This window comes from Mangrovibacter sp. MFB070, assembly GCF_000705335.1.
GTDB classification, from domain to species: Bacteria; Pseudomonadota; Gammaproteobacteria; order Enterobacterales; family Enterobacteriaceae; genus Mangrovibacter; species Mangrovibacter plantisponsor.
The window spans coordinates 59,711-77,031 of record NZ_JJMI01000033.1; the positions used below are offsets into that span (position 1 = coordinate 59,711).

The 17,321-nt window shown below is 52.1% G+C and carries 14 protein-coding genes; 10 read left to right on the forward strand and 4 right to left on the reverse strand.

The features are described from left to right. Positions 1-105 precede the first annotated feature (105 nt). Complete coding sequence (locus tag DT73_RS16210) at positions 106-864, forward strand: aspartyl/asparaginyl beta-hydroxylase domain-containing protein (protein WP_036111595.1); 759 nt, start codon at positions 106-108, stop codon at positions 862-864. Positions 865-915: 51 nt separating this feature from the next. Here DT73_RS16210 and setB read toward each other — a convergent pair whose 3' ends face one another. Continuing rightward, entirely contained in the window at positions 916-2,103 is a 1,188-nt protein-coding gene (gene setB / locus DT73_RS16215; RefSeq protein WP_036111598.1) for a sugar efflux transporter SetB, read from the reverse strand. A 402-nt stretch (positions 2,104-2,505) separates the two neighbouring features. Between setB and fruB the strand changes: the two genes are divergently transcribed. From fruB to fruA, 3 genes are read left to right on the forward strand one after another with little or no spacing between them, the layout of a single operon-like run. Continuing rightward, positions 2,506-3,639, forward strand: a complete 1,134-nt coding sequence (gene fruB / locus DT73_RS16225; RefSeq protein ID WP_036111603.1) for a fused PTS fructose transporter subunit IIA/HPr protein — start codon at positions 2,506-2,508, stop codon at positions 3,637-3,639. Next, positions 3,636-4,574 (forward strand): 1-phosphofructokinase, encoded by a 939-nt coding sequence (fruK, locus tag DT73_RS16230; protein WP_036111607.1) that lies wholly within the window; start codon positions 3,636-3,638, stop codon positions 4,572-4,574. The genes fruB and fruK overlap by 4 nt, the downstream gene beginning before the upstream one ends. A gap of 18 nt (positions 4,575-4,592) precedes the next feature. After that, positions 4,593-6,284 carry a PTS fructose transporter subunit IIBC gene (gene fruA / locus DT73_RS16235; protein WP_036111609.1) on the forward strand — a complete coding sequence of 564 codons (1,692 nt, stop codon included), beginning with the start codon at positions 4,593-4,595 and terminating at the stop codon, positions 6,282-6,284. A gap of 242 nt (positions 6,285-6,526) precedes the next feature. Here the strand turns inward: fruA and DT73_RS16240 are convergent, their stop codons facing one another. The 3 genes from DT73_RS16240 to DT73_RS16255 all read right to left on the reverse strand — a co-directional run bounded on the left by DT73_RS16240 (position 6,527) and on the right by DT73_RS16255 (position 11,271). After that, on the reverse strand, positions 6,527-8,956 hold the full coding sequence (locus DT73_RS16240) for a glucose/quinate/shikimate family membrane-bound PQQ-dependent dehydrogenase (protein WP_036111612.1): 2,430 nt from the start codon (positions 8,954-8,956) through the stop codon (positions 6,527-6,529). A gap of 334 nt (positions 8,957-9,290) precedes the next feature. Continuing rightward, the gene (gene nfo, locus DT73_RS16250) at positions 9,291-10,148 is read right to left on the reverse strand and encodes a deoxyribonuclease IV (protein WP_036111622.1); all 858 of its coding nucleotides are present in this window, start codon (positions 10,146-10,148) and stop codon (positions 9,291-9,293) included. A 76-nt stretch (positions 10,149-10,224) separates the two neighbouring features. Further along, positions 10,225-11,271, reverse strand: a complete 1,047-nt coding sequence (locus DT73_RS16255) for a YeiH family putative sulfate export transporter (protein WP_036111624.1) — start codon at positions 11,269-11,271, stop codon at positions 10,225-10,227. Positions 11,272-11,387: 116 nt separating this feature from the next. Here DT73_RS16255 and yieE point away from each other — a divergent pair, with 116 nt between their 5' ends. From yieE to DT73_RS16285, 6 genes are all read left to right on the forward strand, one after another. Then, the gene (gene yieE, locus DT73_RS16260; protein ID WP_036111628.1) at positions 11,388-12,254 is read left to right on the forward strand and encodes a DNA-binding transcriptional regulator YeiE; all 867 of its coding nucleotides are present in this window, start codon (positions 11,388-11,390) and stop codon (positions 12,252-12,254) included. Between the two features lie 200 nt (positions 12,255-12,454). Then, complete coding sequence (locus DT73_RS16265) at positions 12,455-13,246, forward strand: transporter substrate-binding domain-containing protein (RefSeq protein ID WP_036111631.1); 792 nt, start codon at positions 12,455-12,457, stop codon at positions 13,244-13,246. Positions 13,247-13,257: 11 nt separating this feature from the next. Then, the gene (locus tag DT73_RS16270) at positions 13,258-13,926 is read left to right on the forward strand and encodes an amino acid ABC transporter permease (protein ID WP_036111634.1); all 669 of its coding nucleotides are present in this window, start codon (positions 13,258-13,260) and stop codon (positions 13,924-13,926) included. Further along, a complete protein-coding gene (locus DT73_RS16275; RefSeq protein WP_036111636.1) occupies positions 13,923-14,579 on the forward strand; it encodes an amino acid ABC transporter permease in 657 nt (218 codons plus the stop codon). Before DT73_RS16270 ends, DT73_RS16275 begins: the two co-directional genes overlap by 4 nt. Continuing rightward, entirely contained in the window at positions 14,560-15,297 is a 738-nt protein-coding gene (locus DT73_RS16280; protein ID WP_036111638.1) for an amino acid ABC transporter ATP-binding protein, read from the forward strand. Before DT73_RS16275 ends, DT73_RS16280 begins: the two co-directional genes overlap by 20 nt. 172 nt (positions 15,298-15,469) lie before the next feature. Beyond that, positions 15,470-16,939 (forward strand): amino acid permease, encoded by a 1,470-nt coding sequence (locus tag DT73_RS16285; protein WP_036111641.1) that lies wholly within the window; start codon positions 15,470-15,472, stop codon positions 16,937-16,939. Positions 16,940-17,321: the final 382 nt, after the last annotated feature.

The window sequence follows — 17,321 nt, forward strand, 5'->3', positions numbered from 1 at the left end:
CTTCACTCATCATGTTTGTGGTGAAAAACAAACCAGAACCTGCAAAGAAGCCGGGTAATAAACCGGCCTGGGCACCGTTATTTTATGGAATAAATGGAGAGTTTTATGCCTGCGTCTTCATCATCGCATTATCCTTTCTGGCGCCGCATGTTGCTGAAAGCCGGTAAGCGCTTTCTACGCTGGAATGGATGTTTTCAGTCACGCCACTCGCTGGTGCCCACCACACCGCAAATCAACAACAGTGAATTTGACTGGGTGGATAAACTGGAAGCTGCCTGGCCTGACATCCGCTCCGAGCTGGAACAGTTGCTGAAGTCACCTGACGATATTCCGTCATTTCACCAAATATCGCCCGACCAGAAGCGCATTTCTAAAGGCGATAACTGGAAGACATTTGGCCTGTATGTCTATGGCAAGCGCATTGACGACAATTGTGCGCTGTGCCCGCGTACAGCCGAGGCTATTCGCGCCATTCCGCAAATGCGCACGGCAATGTTTTCAATTTTAAAACCGCACTACCACATTGTTCCTCATAAAGGCCCAACCCGGGCAGTAGTCCGTGTCCACCTGGGGCTGATTGTGCCAAAGGACAAAGATAATCTGTGGATCCGGGTAGATAACCAGAAACTTCATTGGGAAGAGGGGAAAGTCATCATCTTTGACGACTCATATGAGCATGAAGTGCGTAATGATACCGACGAGTTGCGGGCAGTGTTGTTCCTGGACGTAGACCGGCCCATGGATAAGACCGGTACACTGGTGAACAACCTGTTATTCAGGCTTATCGAAATGAGCCCGTATATTAAGCAACCCCTGAAAAATATTGCCAGCTGGAACCGCAGTAAAAAGCACACTGGCGGTTAATCAATGTGGTACAGGCCGGTACTGTAAAGCGCACTCAGCTTTACAGACCGGCTAAACATCTTTGATTCGCGCGAGGCAAAAACAGGTGGCAATACACATTGCCAGTGCCAGCCAGAAACCCGCGTGGTAGCTCCAAATCTCAGCAATTATCCCCGCAAAAGAGCCTGAAATTATCCAGCCGACGCGTGTAGTATTGGTGTACAGCGTAGTGGCGGCTCCTGCCTGGCCGGGCATCAGATCCTGAAAGTAGATCATGCCTATACCCGCGAGGATCCCAATATAAATAGCATTGAGTAACTGAAGCGCCAGTAAGGCCCAGGGATGCGTGACTACCAGCGTACTGGCATAAAACGCCAGCCCGGCAACAGCAGCAATACGCATTAAAAACCGCTTGCCCAGGCGCCTGGCATAGTAACCGGCAATCAACATAGTGGGGATTTCCAGCGCTGCCGCAGTACCCATCATAAACCCGGCCAGCTTCTCCGGCAGATGTAACTCGTCTACAATAAACAGCGGCATATTGATGATATACAGGCTGTTTGTGCCCCACATTAACGTGCAGGCAATAAACAACAGCAGGGTGTCTCGCCGGTTACGCCGCGGTGCCTGCAGCGGAGCACTGGCAGCATGGTGAGGAGCCTGCTTTTGCATTGAGGGTAAAAAGCCCCATACCATCAGCCCGCACACCACAAAGGCCACGGCGGCACACAGGTACATGACATCAAACCCGAGCCCAACAGACAAAGCGTAAGCGATAGGGGGGCCAATTACCCAGGCCAGTGAAACCTGAGCACGCAGTACTGAACTGAACATCACGGCTTCCCGGCCTGTTTTATCTGCATGCTCGCGAGCGAGGGCGAACATTTGCGGGTTGGCCGTTGAGCCGAAGCTGCTCAGAAATACCCCCACAAACAGCAGAATAAAATAATTCCGGTTCCAGGCAAATAACAGGCACGCCAGTACCCCCAGCGCACAACAGAAAATAATCAAATTCTTCCTGTCACCACGCCTGTCTGAACGGCCAGCCAGAAACTGGCTTACCAGAATACCAATGACCGCGCTGCCAGTGAAAAAGAACCCCACCATCGCCGGGCGGGCGTGCACTTCGTTGGTTAAAAACAGGCTCAGGGTGGGCGTTTGCAGCGCACCGGCAATGCCCGTGAGGAACGCGACAATCAAAAACGCGCTGTTAGTGAAATCAAACGTGCGACGCGGTGTGGTTGCGGGTTGGTTGTACATGGGTATCACTGGTGGTGGAAGAGAAGAAACCCGCGGAGTTTACGCGCCTTTTGCAAAAATAGACAGCCACGGCACAGCCAATGCCACAAATAACATAAAACCAGCATGTTACGCCGGGGAAAAAACAGTAACTGGCGTTCCTGGAGAGCCATTGCTGAAGCCTGAGCTGAACGATTGAGGAAAAATTGTGATGTGTTCAGCAACTTCCTGATGTTAATTGCTGAAATGTGCGGAACCTCTAATTTTAATCATCAGATTTTGCCGAAAACTTGCTTAAGGCGTTCAGTAGTATCAGACTCCTTGAAACGTTTCAGCGCTGAACTTTGGACTTAATTCAAATCCTGCAGCGCGATTCTTTTAGTTATAGCTGAAACGATTCACTTTCGGCGGGAGAAATTATTCATGTTTCAACTATCTGTCCACGATATTCACCCCGGTGCGGCAGCCACAAATAAAGAAGAGGCAATTCGCCTTGTGGCTGGAGCACTGGTTCAGGCTGGTAATGTTGCTGATGGCTACCTCAACGGTATGCTGGCGCGTGAACAACAAACGTCCACGTTCTTAGGCAACGGTATCGCTATTCCTCACGGGACAACGGATACCCGTGATCAGGTACTGAAAACCGGTGTTCAGGTTTTTCAGTTTCCGGAAGGGATTCGTTGGGGAGAGGACCAGGTTGCGTATGTGGCAATTGGTATTGCTGCCAGTTCCGATGAACACCTCGGCCTGCTACGCCAACTGACTCATGTGCTGAGCGACGACAGCGTTGCTGAACAGCTCAAGAATGCCAAAACCGCCGAAGCGTTGCGGGCGATTTTGATGGGTGAAACCCAGGCCGCAGACTTGAAACTGGATAACGACACTCTGTCGCTGGATGTGAATGCACCCGATCTGGTGACTCTGCAGGCTTTGAATGCAGGCCGCCTGAAAGCCGCTGGTGCCGCAGATGCCAGCTTTGTTGCTCAGGCTGTTGCGGGCAAACCACTCTATTTAGGGCAGGGCATTTGGCTGAACGACAGCACAGATGGCAACCTTGCAAGCGCAGTTGCTGTAGCGCGCCCGGCGCAGAGCATTGAAGAAAATGGCCAGCCTGTTGGTTTATTGCTGACAGTCGCTGTTGCCGATGACCAGTCATTGCAAGTGCTGAACCGCCTGAGCGACCTGCTTATCAGCCAGAAAGCAGACCGCCTGGTTAAAGCCGATGCGCCAACCTTGCTGGCCGTGCTGACCAGCGATGCGCCATTACCAGAAGATGTACTCAATGCTGAGTTTGTGGTCCGTAACGAGCATGGACTGCATGCCCGTCCGGGAACCGTGCTGGTAAACACCATCAAACAATTTACCAGTGATATTACCGTCACCAACCTTGATGGTTCCGGAAAACCTGCCAATGGCCGTAGCCTGATGAAAGTGGTTGCGTTGGGCGTTAAACAAGGGCATCGCCTGCGTTTCACCGCTCAGGGTGATGACGCAGAACAGGCACTGGCAGCTATTGGTGAAGCCATTGCCGCAGGTCTTGGGGAGGGCGCAGCATGAGCAGACGTGTCGCCACTATTACTCTCAACCCGGCTTATGACCTGGTAGGTTACTGCGCAGATATCGAGCGCGGCGAAGTTAACCTCGTGCGTACGACTGGTTTGCACGCTGCGGGTAAAGGCATCAACGTCGCGAAAGTGCTCAAAGACCTCGGGATCGACGTGACTGTCGGGGGATTCCTCGGCAAAGAAAACCAGGATGGATTTCAACAGTTATTCAGTGAGCTCGGTATTGCTAACCGTTTTCAGGTAGTAAATGGCCGTACACGCATTAACGTGAAGCTGACAGAAAAAGACGGCGAAGTTACCGACTTAAACTTTTCCGGCTTTGACGTGACGCCGGCAGACTGGGAACGCTTTGTCAGCGACTCTCTGAGCTGGCTTGGCCAGTTCGATATGGTGTGTGTCAGTGGCAGCCTGCCAGCAGGTGTCAGCCCGGAAGCCTTTACGGACTGGATGACCCGCCTGCGCAGTGAATGCCCGTGCATTATTTTCGACAGTAGCCGCGAAGCATTAAATGCCGGGCTGAAAGCGGCTCCCTGGTTGGTTAAACCTAACCGCCGTGAGCTGGAAATTTGGGCGGGTCGTTCGTTACCCACCCTTCAGGATGTGATTGAAGCTGCACATGCGTTGCGTGAACAGGGTATCGCTCATGTGGTGATTTCTCTGGGCGCTGAAGGCGCTTTGTGGGTCAATGCATCTGGCGAATGGATCGCCAAACCGCCTGCCTGTGAAGTTGTCAGCACAGTTGGCGCGGGGGATTCAATGGTTGGTGGGTTGATTTATGGCCTGCTGATGCGTGAGTCCAGTGAACACACATTACGCCTGGCGACAGCGGTGGCTGCACTGGCTGTAAGACAGAGTAATGTGGGTATTACCGATCGTACCCAGTTGGCCGCGATGATGGCGCGAGTCGACCTTAAACCCGTAAATTAACAGCAGGAGAGGCACATAATGAAAACGCTGCTGATTATCGACCCAGGCTTAGGCCAGGCCCGTTGCTACCTTGCGAAGACCCTGGTGGCTGCCGCAGCTAAGAAAGCAAATTTGGAGATTATTGATAATCCCAATGATGCGGAAATGGCTGTTGTAGTTGGTACCGAGGTTAAGCCCGACACAGCGCTGAACGGCAAGAAAGTCTTTTTAGGCAACATTGACCGTGCAGTACAGCATCCTGAGTTATTCCTGAGCGAAGCAAAGGAAAAAGCCGTGGTTTACACAGCGCCAGCAGTGGCTGTGGCAGCACCGGCAGCCGGTGGTGTTAAGCGCGTTGTGGCGGTAACTGCCTGCCCAACTGGCGTGGCACACACTTTTATGGCGGCTGAAGCCATTGAAACTGAAGCGAAAAAACGTGGCTGGTGGGTTAAAGTTGAAACCCGTGGCTCCGTTGGCGCCGGTAATGCTATTACACCAGAAGAAGTGGCTCAGGCTGACCTGGTGATTGTCGCTGCCGATATCGAAGTGGACCTGGCGAAGTTCGCTGGCAAACCGATGTACCGGACATCCACCGGGCTTGCGTTGAAGAAAACAGCATCAGAACTGGATAAAGCGGTTAATGAAGCTAAGCCTTACCAGCCTTCTGGTTCTCAGGCTGCAGCAGATACCGGGTCGAAGAAAGAGTCTGGTGGGCCATACCGCCACCTGCTGACTGGTGTATCTTACATGCTGCCGATGGTGGTGGCTGGTGGGTTGCTCATCGCTCTGTCCTTTGTGTTTGGTATCCAGGCATTTAAAGAAGAAGGCACTTTAGCCGCGGCACTGATGAAAATTGGTGGTGGTTCGGCCTTCGCGTTGATGGTGCCGGTACTGGCCGGGTACATCGCGTTCTCTATTGCTGACCGCCCGGGTCTGACTCCTGGTCTTATCGGCGGTATGCTGGCTGTCAGTGGTGGTTCTGGCTTTATTGGCGGGATCATCGCAGGCTTCCTGGCAGGTTATGTGGCAAAAGCAATCAGCACGAAAGTGAAACTGCCACCGAGCATGGAAGCCCTGAAGCCAATTCTGATCATTCCGCTGTTTTCCAGCCTGATTGTTGGCCTGGCGATGATTTACATCATCGGTACTCCGGTCGCTCATCTGCTGGATGGTTTGACTCACTGGCTGAAAACCATGGGCACCGCCAACGCAATTCTGTTGGGCGCCATTTTGGGCGGCATGATGTGTACCGATATGGGTGGGCCGGTTAACAAAGCGGCTTATGCATTCGGTGTGGGTCTGCTCAGTACCCAAACCTATGGCCCAATGGCGGCAATTATGGCTGCGGGCATGGTTCCACCGCTGGCGATGGGCCTGGCTACTCTGGTTGCGCGCAATAAGTTCGATAAAGCGCAGCAGGAAGGTGGTAAAGCTGCGCTGGTACTTGGCCTGTGCTTTATCAGTGAAGGTGCTATCCCGTTTGCAGCTCGTGACCCCATCCGTGTCATCCCTTGCTGTATCGCAGGTGGTGCGCTGACTGGCGCTATCTCCATGGCGATTGGTGCACAACTGATGGCTCCGCATGGTGGTTTGTTCGTACTGCTGATTCCAGGTGCAATTACACCGGTACTGGGCTACCTGATGGCAATTGTCGCCGGTACGCTGCTGACTGGCCTGGTTTATGCTGCTATCAAACGCCCTGAAAATGAGCTGGTAAAAAAAGCTGCCTGATAACAGCTAGTACAATATGACCGGCGCCACACCAGGGTAATTCGGTCAGTTTGTATAAAGAATAAAAGCCCCGGCAACATCTGTTGCCGGGGCTTTTTGTTTGAACAGACCACATGCAATGGACTGCCGTTTTGCATGTATGGAGTGGACTCTCAAATCTGCTTTGGCATTTTATTCGTGCCCTGAATTGCCATCACACAGGGCACGAATACCACCGGCCTGAGCCGGTTTTCGGGGGTAAGTTAAGGCAGCGAGTAAGCAATCACATAGTCACCGCGGTCCGGTGACTGGCGTGCGCCACCTGCCGAAATCAGAATGTACTGCTTGCCCGTTTTCGGTGATACATAGCTAATCGGGCCGCCCTGGCTGCCTACTGGCAGGCGGGCTTTCCATACTTCTTTACCACTGGCGCTGTCAAAGGCTCTCAGGTAGTAATCCTGGGTCCCGGCAATAAATACCAGGCCACCCTGGGTTGCCAGCGTACCACCAAGGGTTGGCATACCAACTGGCATCTGGGCACGCATCTTAATCCCAAAAGGCCCGGTATCCTGCACGGTACCTACCGGCACCTGCCAGACGATTTTACGTGTCTTCATATCGATGGCAGACAGTGTGCCAAACGGCGGCGCCTGGCAAGGGATCCCCAGTGGTGACATAAAGCGGTTTTTGTTTACACCATAAGGCGTTCCTTTAAGCGGAACGGCGCCCATACCCGTATTTATCGCCTCACCGCCCTTGCTGGCTGCGGCTTTGCTGTTATCCTGCGGGATCATCTGCACCCATAAGCCCAGGCGCATGTCATTAACAAACATGTACTGGTTATTTGGGTCAAACGAGATACTGCCCCAGTTCATCCCACCCAGTGAACCTGGGAAACTCAGAGATACATCAGTCCCTGGCACAGTAAACAGGCCGTCGTAGCGCATGGATTTAAAGCTGATACGGCACATCAACTGGTCAAATGGTGTGGCGCCCCACATATCCGATTCTTTCAGTAGCTGGTTGCCAATATTAGGCATTTCGGTTGAATGCGGTTGAGTACGGGTGTATTGCTCGTCAGGAATGTTCCCTTGCGGCATTGGCAGCTCTTCCACTTTAGTTAGTGGCTTGCCGGTCTGGCGGTCGAGCACCCAAATCATGCCGGTTTTCGCCCCAATGACCACTGCGGGTTTGGTTGTGCCGTCTTTCATGGGGAAATCGACCAGGCTTGGTTGCATTGGCAGGTCGAAATCCCACAAGTCGTTGTGCACTGTCTGCCAGACCCACTTCTCTTTCCCTGTTGTGGCATCCAGCGCCAGCACAGAGGCGCCATATTTGTGGTCCAGCGCGTTACGGTTTGCCCCCCACAGGTCTACAGAAGAGCTGCCCATGGGGATAAATACGGTGTTCATCGCCGGGTCATAGGACATTGGCGCCCATGAGTTCGGTGTGCTGCGGGTGTAGTCTTTTCCTGGCATCAGCACCGTGTTAGGTGAGACATTACCTGGGTCAAACGCCCAGCGCATTTTACCGGTAATAACATCAAAACCCCGCAATACGCCACCAGGCATATCAGTTTGCACGTTATCTGCCACACGGCCACCAACCACGACGGTGGTGCCAGCCAGCGTTGGTGCTGATGTAAGCTGGTACTGAGGATCCGGAGCTGCGCCCAGGCCTGCTTTCAGGTCGACAATACCGTTGTCGCCAAAGTCGCTACAGAATTCGCCGTTATCGGCATTGATGGCAATCAGGCGCGCGTCGATGGTATTCATCAGAATACGGCGCTGGCAACTGTCACCTGCAGCCAGGACCGGGGCCGGAACTGGGGTGGAATCTGGCTGAGTCGGTTGAATCAGTGGTTTGGTTGCATCGAAGTAAGCAAGGCCACGGCAACGGTTCCAGACTTGAGCCTGGGCGTTAATTTCACGCTTCCAGATTTGTTTGCCGCTGTCGGCTTCTACTGCAATGACATTATTATGCGGTGTACAGAGGTAGAGCGTATTACCAACCTGTAACGGGGTTTCCTGGTCTTCCGCGCCGTTGCCAGTTGGGCTTTGCGGAATATCACCTGTGTGGAATGTCCAGGCTACGTGCAAATTTTTGACATTATCGCGGTTAATTTGGTCGAGTGCGACAAACCGGGTACCTTCTGGCGTATTACCATAGTTATCCCAGTTTTTTTGTTGCTCGCCCGGTTTTACCGGTACCAGTGGTAACTCATTACCGGCAAATGGCACGGTAGGGTGCGGCTGGAACATTTGTACAAAGGTCACTACCATGCCAACGGCAATCACTGCCGATACGAACAATGACGGCATGGTCAAAGGTTTTTTCCCTTCACTTTTACGCAATGCCGGCCAGGTTAGCAGGGCAAACAGCATCAGGCCTGCAGGCACCATCAGGCGTGACACCAGTGGCCAGAAATGCCAGCCTGCGTCCAACAATGCCCAAATCAGTGTGCCAATAAAAACCAGCGCGAAGAGTACAACGGCGGAGGATTTGCGCCGGATAAACTGAATACCGGCCAGCAGCATCACCACGCCAGCAATTAAAAAATATGTACTGCCACCCAAAGAGACCAGTTTTCCGCCGCCAATGGCGAAAAACAGGCCAACGGCCAGTACGGCCAGGCCAAAGATGACAGACCAAATGCTCAGCCCCTTGCCTGGGGGAGCGGGATGTTTAGCCATAACACTAATTCTCCTGAAAAATAACACCAGTCAACAGGCAACCTGCGTTGTGCCGGTTAACTGCCTGCTGAATCCATCGTGAACTGAATAATGTGAATGAGGTCGGCAATGAAGCCGGGCTGGCAAGGGTGTAAGCAGTGATGTCTTCACTCCCGGTCAGTATGTGAAAGTGTATCACTTTGTTGATTATTTGTGAGAAATTAGCTGGTTGGTTGTTGGGTTTTTGTTGGTCTAAATGTTTGCGGCGCACAGATTGATAAAACAGACTACGGGTGAGAGCAAAAGACCGGAGGGATTCCCCTGCCGCATAATTCCGGGCAAGGGATTGCACTATTTAAGCGGCATCCGCCGGGTATTGTTGTGCTTTAAGCCAGGCGATTTCTTCTGCCCAGATATCCGGGTTCACGGTTTCAAGAATGAGCGGGATATTATCGAAACGTAGGTCACGCATAATCCAGCTAAAAGCAGTATGCCCAATGTTGCCTTCACCCAGGCTGTGGTGGCGGTCCACCCGGCTGCCAAACTCACTTTTCGCATCATTCAGGTGCATACCGCGTAAATACTGGAAGCCAACGATGCGCTCAAAGTCTTCAAAGGTTTTTTGGCAGGCTTCTTCACTACGCAGGTCATAGCCCGCGGCGAAAGCATGGCAGGTATCAATACAGACCCCCACGCGTGATTTATCTTCCACGCCATCAATAATGGCGGCCAGGTGTTCGAAACGAAAACCGAGGTTACTACCCTGGCCTGCAGTATTTTCTATGACTGCGGTAACGCCTGTAGTGACGTCCAGTGCCAGATTGATTGATTCGGCAATACGCGCAAGGCAGCCATCTTCAGGAATTTGCAGCAGGTGGCTACCGGGGTGGAAGTTAAGTAATGTCAGACCCAGTTGTTCACAGCGTTGCAGCTCATCAACAAAGGCGTTGCGGGATTTTTCCAGTGCTTCCTCAACCGGGTGACCCAGGTTAATCAGGTAGCTGTCGTGAGGTAATATTTGCCCCGGCGTAAAGTGGTATTTTTCACAGGCCGCTTTGAAGTTATCGATGGATTCAGTGCTTAATGGTGCGGCACGCCACTGGCGCTGGTTTTTGGTAAACAAGGCAAACGCGGTGGCATCGAGTTCACTGGCTCTGACAACCGCATTTTCCACACCACCTGACGCGCTGACATGCGCTCCCACATATTTCATTGTTACTTTCCTGGTTAACCCACTATTAACAAGCGTTCTATCATAGCGGGTTAACCCAGAGATTGCAGGTCTTGTCTCAGAGCAGGTGGTGAACGGCTACGTTAATCAGGCCACCACCGACAATCAGCCAGCCAAATAATACCAGCGCCATTAACAGTGGGCGGACACCCGCTTTTTTCAGTGCGCTGACATGTGTTGTCAGCCCCAGCGCCGCCATTGCCATGGCTAACAGGATGGTATCGAGTGTTACCAGTGATTTGACGACAACGACTGGCAGCAAGTGGAAGCTATTGAACATTGCCACCAGGATAAAAATAATCGCGAACCACGGGATGGTGATTTTGCCATGGGCTTCACCAGACGGGGCCAGTTGCTTAACCCGGGACGCCAGCAGTAACAGGAACGGGGCCAGCAGCATTACACGGATCATTTTGGTAATCACCGCCGCATTTTCAGTTACCGGGCTGACGCCATGGCCCGCGGCAACAACCTGGGCAACTTCATGCACGGTAGAGCCAATATAGATCCCAAAGGTGCTTTCGTTGAACACGTGCTGCAATAACGGGTAGAGCATCGGGTAGATAAAAATCGCCAGGGTACCAAAGATAACCACAGTTGCCACAGCCACGGTGACTTTGCTTGCTTCGGCTTTGACGACCGGCTCGGTGGCTAACACAGCGGCTGCGCCACAAATACTGCTCCCTGCGCCGATTAACCAGGAAGTATGTTTATCCAGGCCAAAGACACGCTGGCCAAGCCAGCAGGCAATAAAGAAAGTACTGCTCAGAGTCAGAATATCAATAATGATACCGCTGGCGCCGACATCGGCTATTTGGGTAAATGTCAGGCGGAAACCATACAAAATTATTCCCAGCCGCAGCAGGTGTTGTTTGGCAAACAGCACGCCACCGTCGCAGGGCCTGCTAAGAGAAGGGTAGAGTGTGTTGCCAATGACCATACCTACCAGAATAGCCAGCGTGAGTGCACTCAGGCCGGCACCAGAAATCCTCGGGAAACTGCCTGCCCACAGAGCAAATCCTGTAATAACCCCGGTCAGTAACAGGCCGGGAATGAAGTGCGTTAAGCCGTGCTTTTTACGCTGGCTGATAGTTAGTGTGCTCATGTCACCCCCTTCGTTTCAATGGGGAGATCCTACGGGCGGCTGGCTTAAAAATAAAATTGATTATATATTTATAACCAATCGAAATAACTGGTAGATCACGGCGGGCGAGACACAACATGCATATCACATTGCGGCAACTGGAAGTGTTTGCGGAAGTATTGAAAAGTGGTTCCACAACACAGGCTTCACAAATGCTGGCGTTATCGCAATCGGCCGTCAGTGCCGCGTTGACTGACCTGGAGGGGCAGTTGGGGGTAAAACTGTTCGACCGTGTTGGTAAACGCCTGGTTGTTAACGAACATGGACGCCTGTTGTTCCCGCGCGTAGTGTCATTGCTGGACCAGGCCCGTGATGTGGAACAATTGTTTCAGGAAGATAAAGGCGCCATTCGTGTTTTTGCCAGTAGCACCATTGGTAATTATATTTTGCCTCAGGTCATTGCCCGTTACCGCAAGGATCACCCAAACCTGCCATTAGAAATGAGTGTGGGTAACAGCCAGGACGTCATTAACGCTATTGCTGATTTCCGTGTGGATATTGGCCTGATTGAAGGGCCCTGCCACAGCCCGGATATTGTGGCTGAACCCTGGATTGAAGACGAACTGGTTGTTTTCGCTGCGCCTCAGTCCCTGTTATGCCAGGGGCCGGTAACCCTGGAGATGCTGGCTGCAGCACCGTGGATCCTGCGGGAAAAAGGTTCTGGCACCCGGGAGATCGTGGATTATTTACTGCTGGCTCACTTACCTCAGTTCAACCTCGAAATGGAACTGGGGAATTCAGAAGCGATTAAACACGCGGTACGCCACGGGCTGGGGATTAGCTGCCTGTCCCGGCGGGTGATTGCAGAACAACTGGAAAACCGCACTCTGGCGCGGGTCGCGGTCCCTTTACCTCCTCTTATCAGAACTCTGTGGCGTATCCATCACCGGCAAAAGCACTTATCCAGTGCACTAAGCCGCTTTTTGGCATATTGCGAAAAATAATTGCACTAAAATGGTGCTTTGGCTCTGTTGTGGTGAGTGATTGTGATGCAGTGCAACTTTGCTAAGTTCCGGAATCCCCTGTTTACAGTAGTACAGGCCGCATAAACGCGGCCTTTTTTAATTTGCGTTGCGTTGGCACATTAGTTGCAAATCACAACACCAAGAATCTTTTGTTTCATATCCTTTGAATGAGGTGAGTGATGTTGCGGAAAAAATGGCTGTTGTCCCTCGCAGGGGCGGTACTGTTAGTGGTGCAGGCAGGTCAGGCAATGGCTGATCAATTACAGGACATCGAAAAACGCGGCGTGTTACGTGTTGCAATTCCCCAGGATTTTCCTCCTTTTGGTTCAGTCGGTACTGATCTGCAACCGGAAGGTTACGATATCGATATGGCGCAGTATCTGGCTAAAGAAATGAAACTGAAGCTGAAACTGGTGCCAGTAAGCAGTGCCAACCGCGTACCTTATCTGCAAACCGATAAAGTGGATTTAGTGATTTCCAGCCTGGGTAAAAATGCAGAACGTGAAAAAGTGATCGACTTCAGCAAGGCTTATGCGCCTTTCTTCCTTGGCGTGTTTGGTCCGAAAGACACCACTCTGCCGGATGCTGCCGCGCTGAGCGGTAAAAGTGTGGGTGTAACCCGTGGTGCTGTTGAAGATATGGTGCTCAGTGACGTTGCGCCGAAAGACGCACAGGTGAAACGCTACGAAGATAACAACACCACCATTTCAGCGTGGTTATCCGGCCAGGTTCAGTATCTGGCAACCGGTAACGTTGTGGTGGCCGCTATCGCCCGCAAAGACCCGGGCCATGCGCCAGTGGCGAAGTTTATGCTGAAAGACTCTCCTTGCTATATCGGCATGAAAAAAGAAGAGCCTGCACTGAAAGACAAAGTTAACAGCCTGATTGACCAGGCCCGCAAGGACGGCACGCTGAACAAATTGTCAGAAAAATGGATGAAAGCGCCGTTGCCGGCGAACCTGGGTGCCTGAGGAGTTAACGAATGACAACGCAGCTCGATTTTGCCGCCCTGTTGCCATTCTGGCCAGCTTTACTGGCTGGCCTGTGGACCACCATAGTACTGACTTTTTGGGCAACATTAGGCGGGATTGCTGTCGGGGTAACCGGCGCAGCGCTGCGCAGTGGAAAATCAGGTGTTCTGAGCCATATTTGGGGCGGATATGTGGAGTTGATCCGTAACACGCCCTTTGTAGTGCAGCTATTTTTCATTGTATTTGGTTTGCCGAGTTTGGGGTTACGCCTGAATGCCGGGCAGGCGGCGTTGATAGCCATGATAGTTAACCTTGGTGCCTACAGTACGGAAATTATCCGTGCAGGTATTCAGGTTACCCCGAAAGGGCAGTGGGAAGCCGCGCGTGTATTGGGGCTGAGCCGTGGGCAAACATTCTTACGGGTGATTTTACCACCGTCGCTCAAGCGTGTTTTCCCGGCTCTGGTCAGCCAGTGTGTCATTGTGATGCTCGGTTCCTCAGTGGTATCGCAAGTGTCTTATGAAGAGCTGACTTTCCAGGCCAACCTGATTCAGTCACGCACATTTTTAAGTTTTGAAGTTTATGTTGTAACCACGATCCTCTACCTGCTGTTGTCGCTGGCAATGCGCCAGGTATTGTTGGTTGCCGGGCGCAAATGGTTGGGGAGTGACGGCCTGTGACGAATTTCACTGACTGGGATATTGTCCGCAACCTGCTGCTGGCAGCGCGCTGGACCATCATGCTTTCATTGATAGCTTTTGTATGCGGCACACTGGTGACATTGCCTTTGTTACTGGTGCGTATGGGCCGCTGGGTGTGGCCGAAGCGCCTGGTAACCGGCTATGTTGCGTTGTTTCAGGGCACTCCATTGTTGATGCAGTTGTTTCTGGCCTTCTTTGGGCTGGGGTTGTTTGGCATTGATGTCAGTGCCTGGACAGCAGCTACGCTGGCATTAACACTGTTTACCAGCGCCTATTTGCTGGATATTTGGTACGGGAGTATTCGCTCTTTACCCAAAGGGCAGTGGGAAGCAAGCCGCTGCCTGGGGCTCAGTTTCGGCCAAACATTGTGGCGGGTGGTAACTCCCCAGGCTGTACGTATCGCCATTGCGCCCACTGTTGGGTTCTCGGTACAGGTCATTAAAGGTACTGCACTGGCTTCAATTATTGGCTTCGTTGAACTGACGAAAGCCGGCACCATTCTTAATAATGCGACATTCGCGCCTTTTAAAGTGTTCGGGTTGGTGGCACTGGGGTATTTCCTGCTGTGTTATCCGTTGTCGCGTTATAGCCGTTATCTGGAGAAAAAATTCCATGCCGCTCATCACCATTAATGATGTTCAGAAATACTATGGCGATAACCACGTGCTCAAAGGCGTTAGCCTGGACATTGAAATGGGCGAGGTTGTTTCCATCATTGGCCGCAGTGGCTCAGGGAAAAGTACTTTGCTGCGTTGTATGAACGGGCTGGAAGGCTACCAGGATGGCAGCATCAAGCTGGGTGGAATGACCATCACGGACCGTGAATCCCAGGCGCGAGAAATTAGCCGCTCTGTAGGGATGGTGTTTCAGAGTTTTAATCTGTTCCCCCATATGACAGCGCTGGAAAATGTGATGCTGGCTCCGCGCCGGGTGCTGAAAAAATCTGCTGCAGAATGCCGTGAGCTGGGCATCGAAATGCTCAATAAAGTGGGGCTGGGTGAACGCATTGATTACCTGCCTGCTAATTTGTCTGGTGGGCAGCAACAGCGTGTGGCAATTGCCCGGGCACTGGCAATGAACCCGAAAGTATTACTGTGTGATGAAATTACCTCCGCACTTGACCCGGAACTGGTTGGTGAGGTGCTTAAAGTGCTGGAACAACTGGCGGCCGAAGGAATGACGCTGATTCTGGTCACTCATGAAATGAACTTCGCACGTGAAGTGGGCGATCGGGTGGTGTTTATGCACCAGGGTAAGGTGTGGGAGCAGGGCGACAGTAAGACATTTTTCGCTCAGCCTGAAACACCAGAGTTACAGCAGTTTATCGCTTCAGTACGTGGATTGAACTAATTTTATACTGCCTGTTTACATATTAGTCACACCAGAGACCTTTGTACCTTCGCCTTTGCTAATAATCCGGCATGGATTATGAAGGTCTCTTATAACCGCTATTTTGTCCCGCTTCCTGCCTTGTTGGTCTGCTACAATCGCGCCTCATTTTTTAGACAGGCAACATTTTTTTATGGTTTCCGAAGTAAACACAACACAAGCGCCTGAACTACGACGCGAATTAAAGGCGCGCCACCTGACAATGATCGCGATTGGCGGTTCGATTGGTACCGGGTTATTTGTTGCTTCTGGTGCAACAATTTCCCAGGCAGGCCCGGGTGGAGCATTACTTTCCTACGCACTGATTGGTTTGATGGTCTACTTCCTGATGACCAGCCTTGGGGAACTGGCCGCCTACATGCCCGTTTCCGGTTCGTTTGCCACCTACGGCCAAAACTACGTTGAAGAAGGCTTTGGTTTTGCCCTGGGGTGGAACTATTGGTACAACTGGGCGGTGACTATCGCCGTTGACCTGGTGGCTTCTCAGTTAGTTATGAACTACTGGTTCCCAGGGACGCCAGGCTGGATCTGGAGCGCACTGTTCCTTGGCATTATGTTCCTGCTTAACTTCATTTCGGTAAAAGGTTTTGGTGAAGCTGAATACTGGTTCTCGTTAATTAAAGTCGCAACGGTAATTGTGTTTATCGTTGTCGGTGTTTTGATGATTATCGGTATTTTTAAAGGCTCCGCCCCGGTGGGCTGGGCTAACTGGTCTGTTGGCGATGCGCCTTTTGCTGGTGGTTTCTCGGCAATGATTGGCGTGGCCATGATTGTGGGCTTCTCCTTCCAGGGTACTGAGCTTATTGGCATTGCTGCTGGTGAATCTGAAGACCCGGCGAAGAATATCCCGCGCGCAGTGCGTCAGGTGTTCTGGCGTATTCTGTTGTTCTATATTCTGGCTATTCTGATTATCAGCCTGATTATTCCTTATACCGACCCGAGCCTGCTGCGTAACGATGTAACCGACATCAGCGTGAGTCCGTTTACTCTGGTCTTCCAGCATGCTGGTTTGTTGTCTGCTGCGGCGGTAATGAACGCGGTGATTCTGACAGCCGTGCTGTCTGCCGGGAATTCCGGGATGTACGCTTCCACACGTATGCTTTACACCCTGGCCTGTGACGGTAAAGCACCACGCATTTTTGCGCGCCTGTCTAAAGGTGGTGTTCCTCGCTATGCACTGGTGGCAACGACTGTGGTTGCCGGGTTGTGTTTCCTCACATCCAAGTTTGGTAACCAGACTGTGTATCTCTGGCTGCTGAATACCTCCGGGATGACGGGCTTTATCGCCTGGCTGGGGATTGCCATCAGCCACTACCGGTTCCGCCGTGGTTATGTGCATCAGGGCCATAGCCTGAGTGATTTGCCATACCGCTCTGGTTTCTTCCCGTTAGGGCCCATCTTTGCGTTTGTGCTGTGCCTGATTATTACGCTCGGCCAGAACTACCAGGCTTTCCTGGAAGATAAAATTGACTGGATGAGTGTGGCGGCAACCTATATTGGCATTCCGTTGTTCCTGGTGATTTGGTTTGGTTACAAGTTGGTGAAGGGGACGCGGTTTGTGAAGTATGGGGAGATGGAGTTTCCGGATACGGTTAAGAAGTGATGGGTGATTGTTCAGTTCATCTGAACTGATGTGAAAGTTCTGTTCGCTTTGCACTGATGACTGTGTGGTGGAAGTTCCGTTCACTTTTCACTGTGTCAGTGTGGTGAAAGTTCCGTTCACCTGCAGTGTGGTTGTTTCCGTTCACCTGAAGTGATGTGGTTAATGTGGCTTCACAGCCAGTGAACGGGCTAAAGGGGGCTCGCCCCCTTTGCAATCCCCGTTTTCGCGGGCGACCGGTGCTGCGCACTGCGTTCACCTCCGGGCAGTCAGCCTGCGGCCGGCTCGACTCGGCATCCATGCCTCGGTTCGCCTTATTCCGCCATCCGGGCGGAATAACCTTGTCTTCCTTTCTGCGGTTCACCGGTCTTACGCGAGCAGGCCT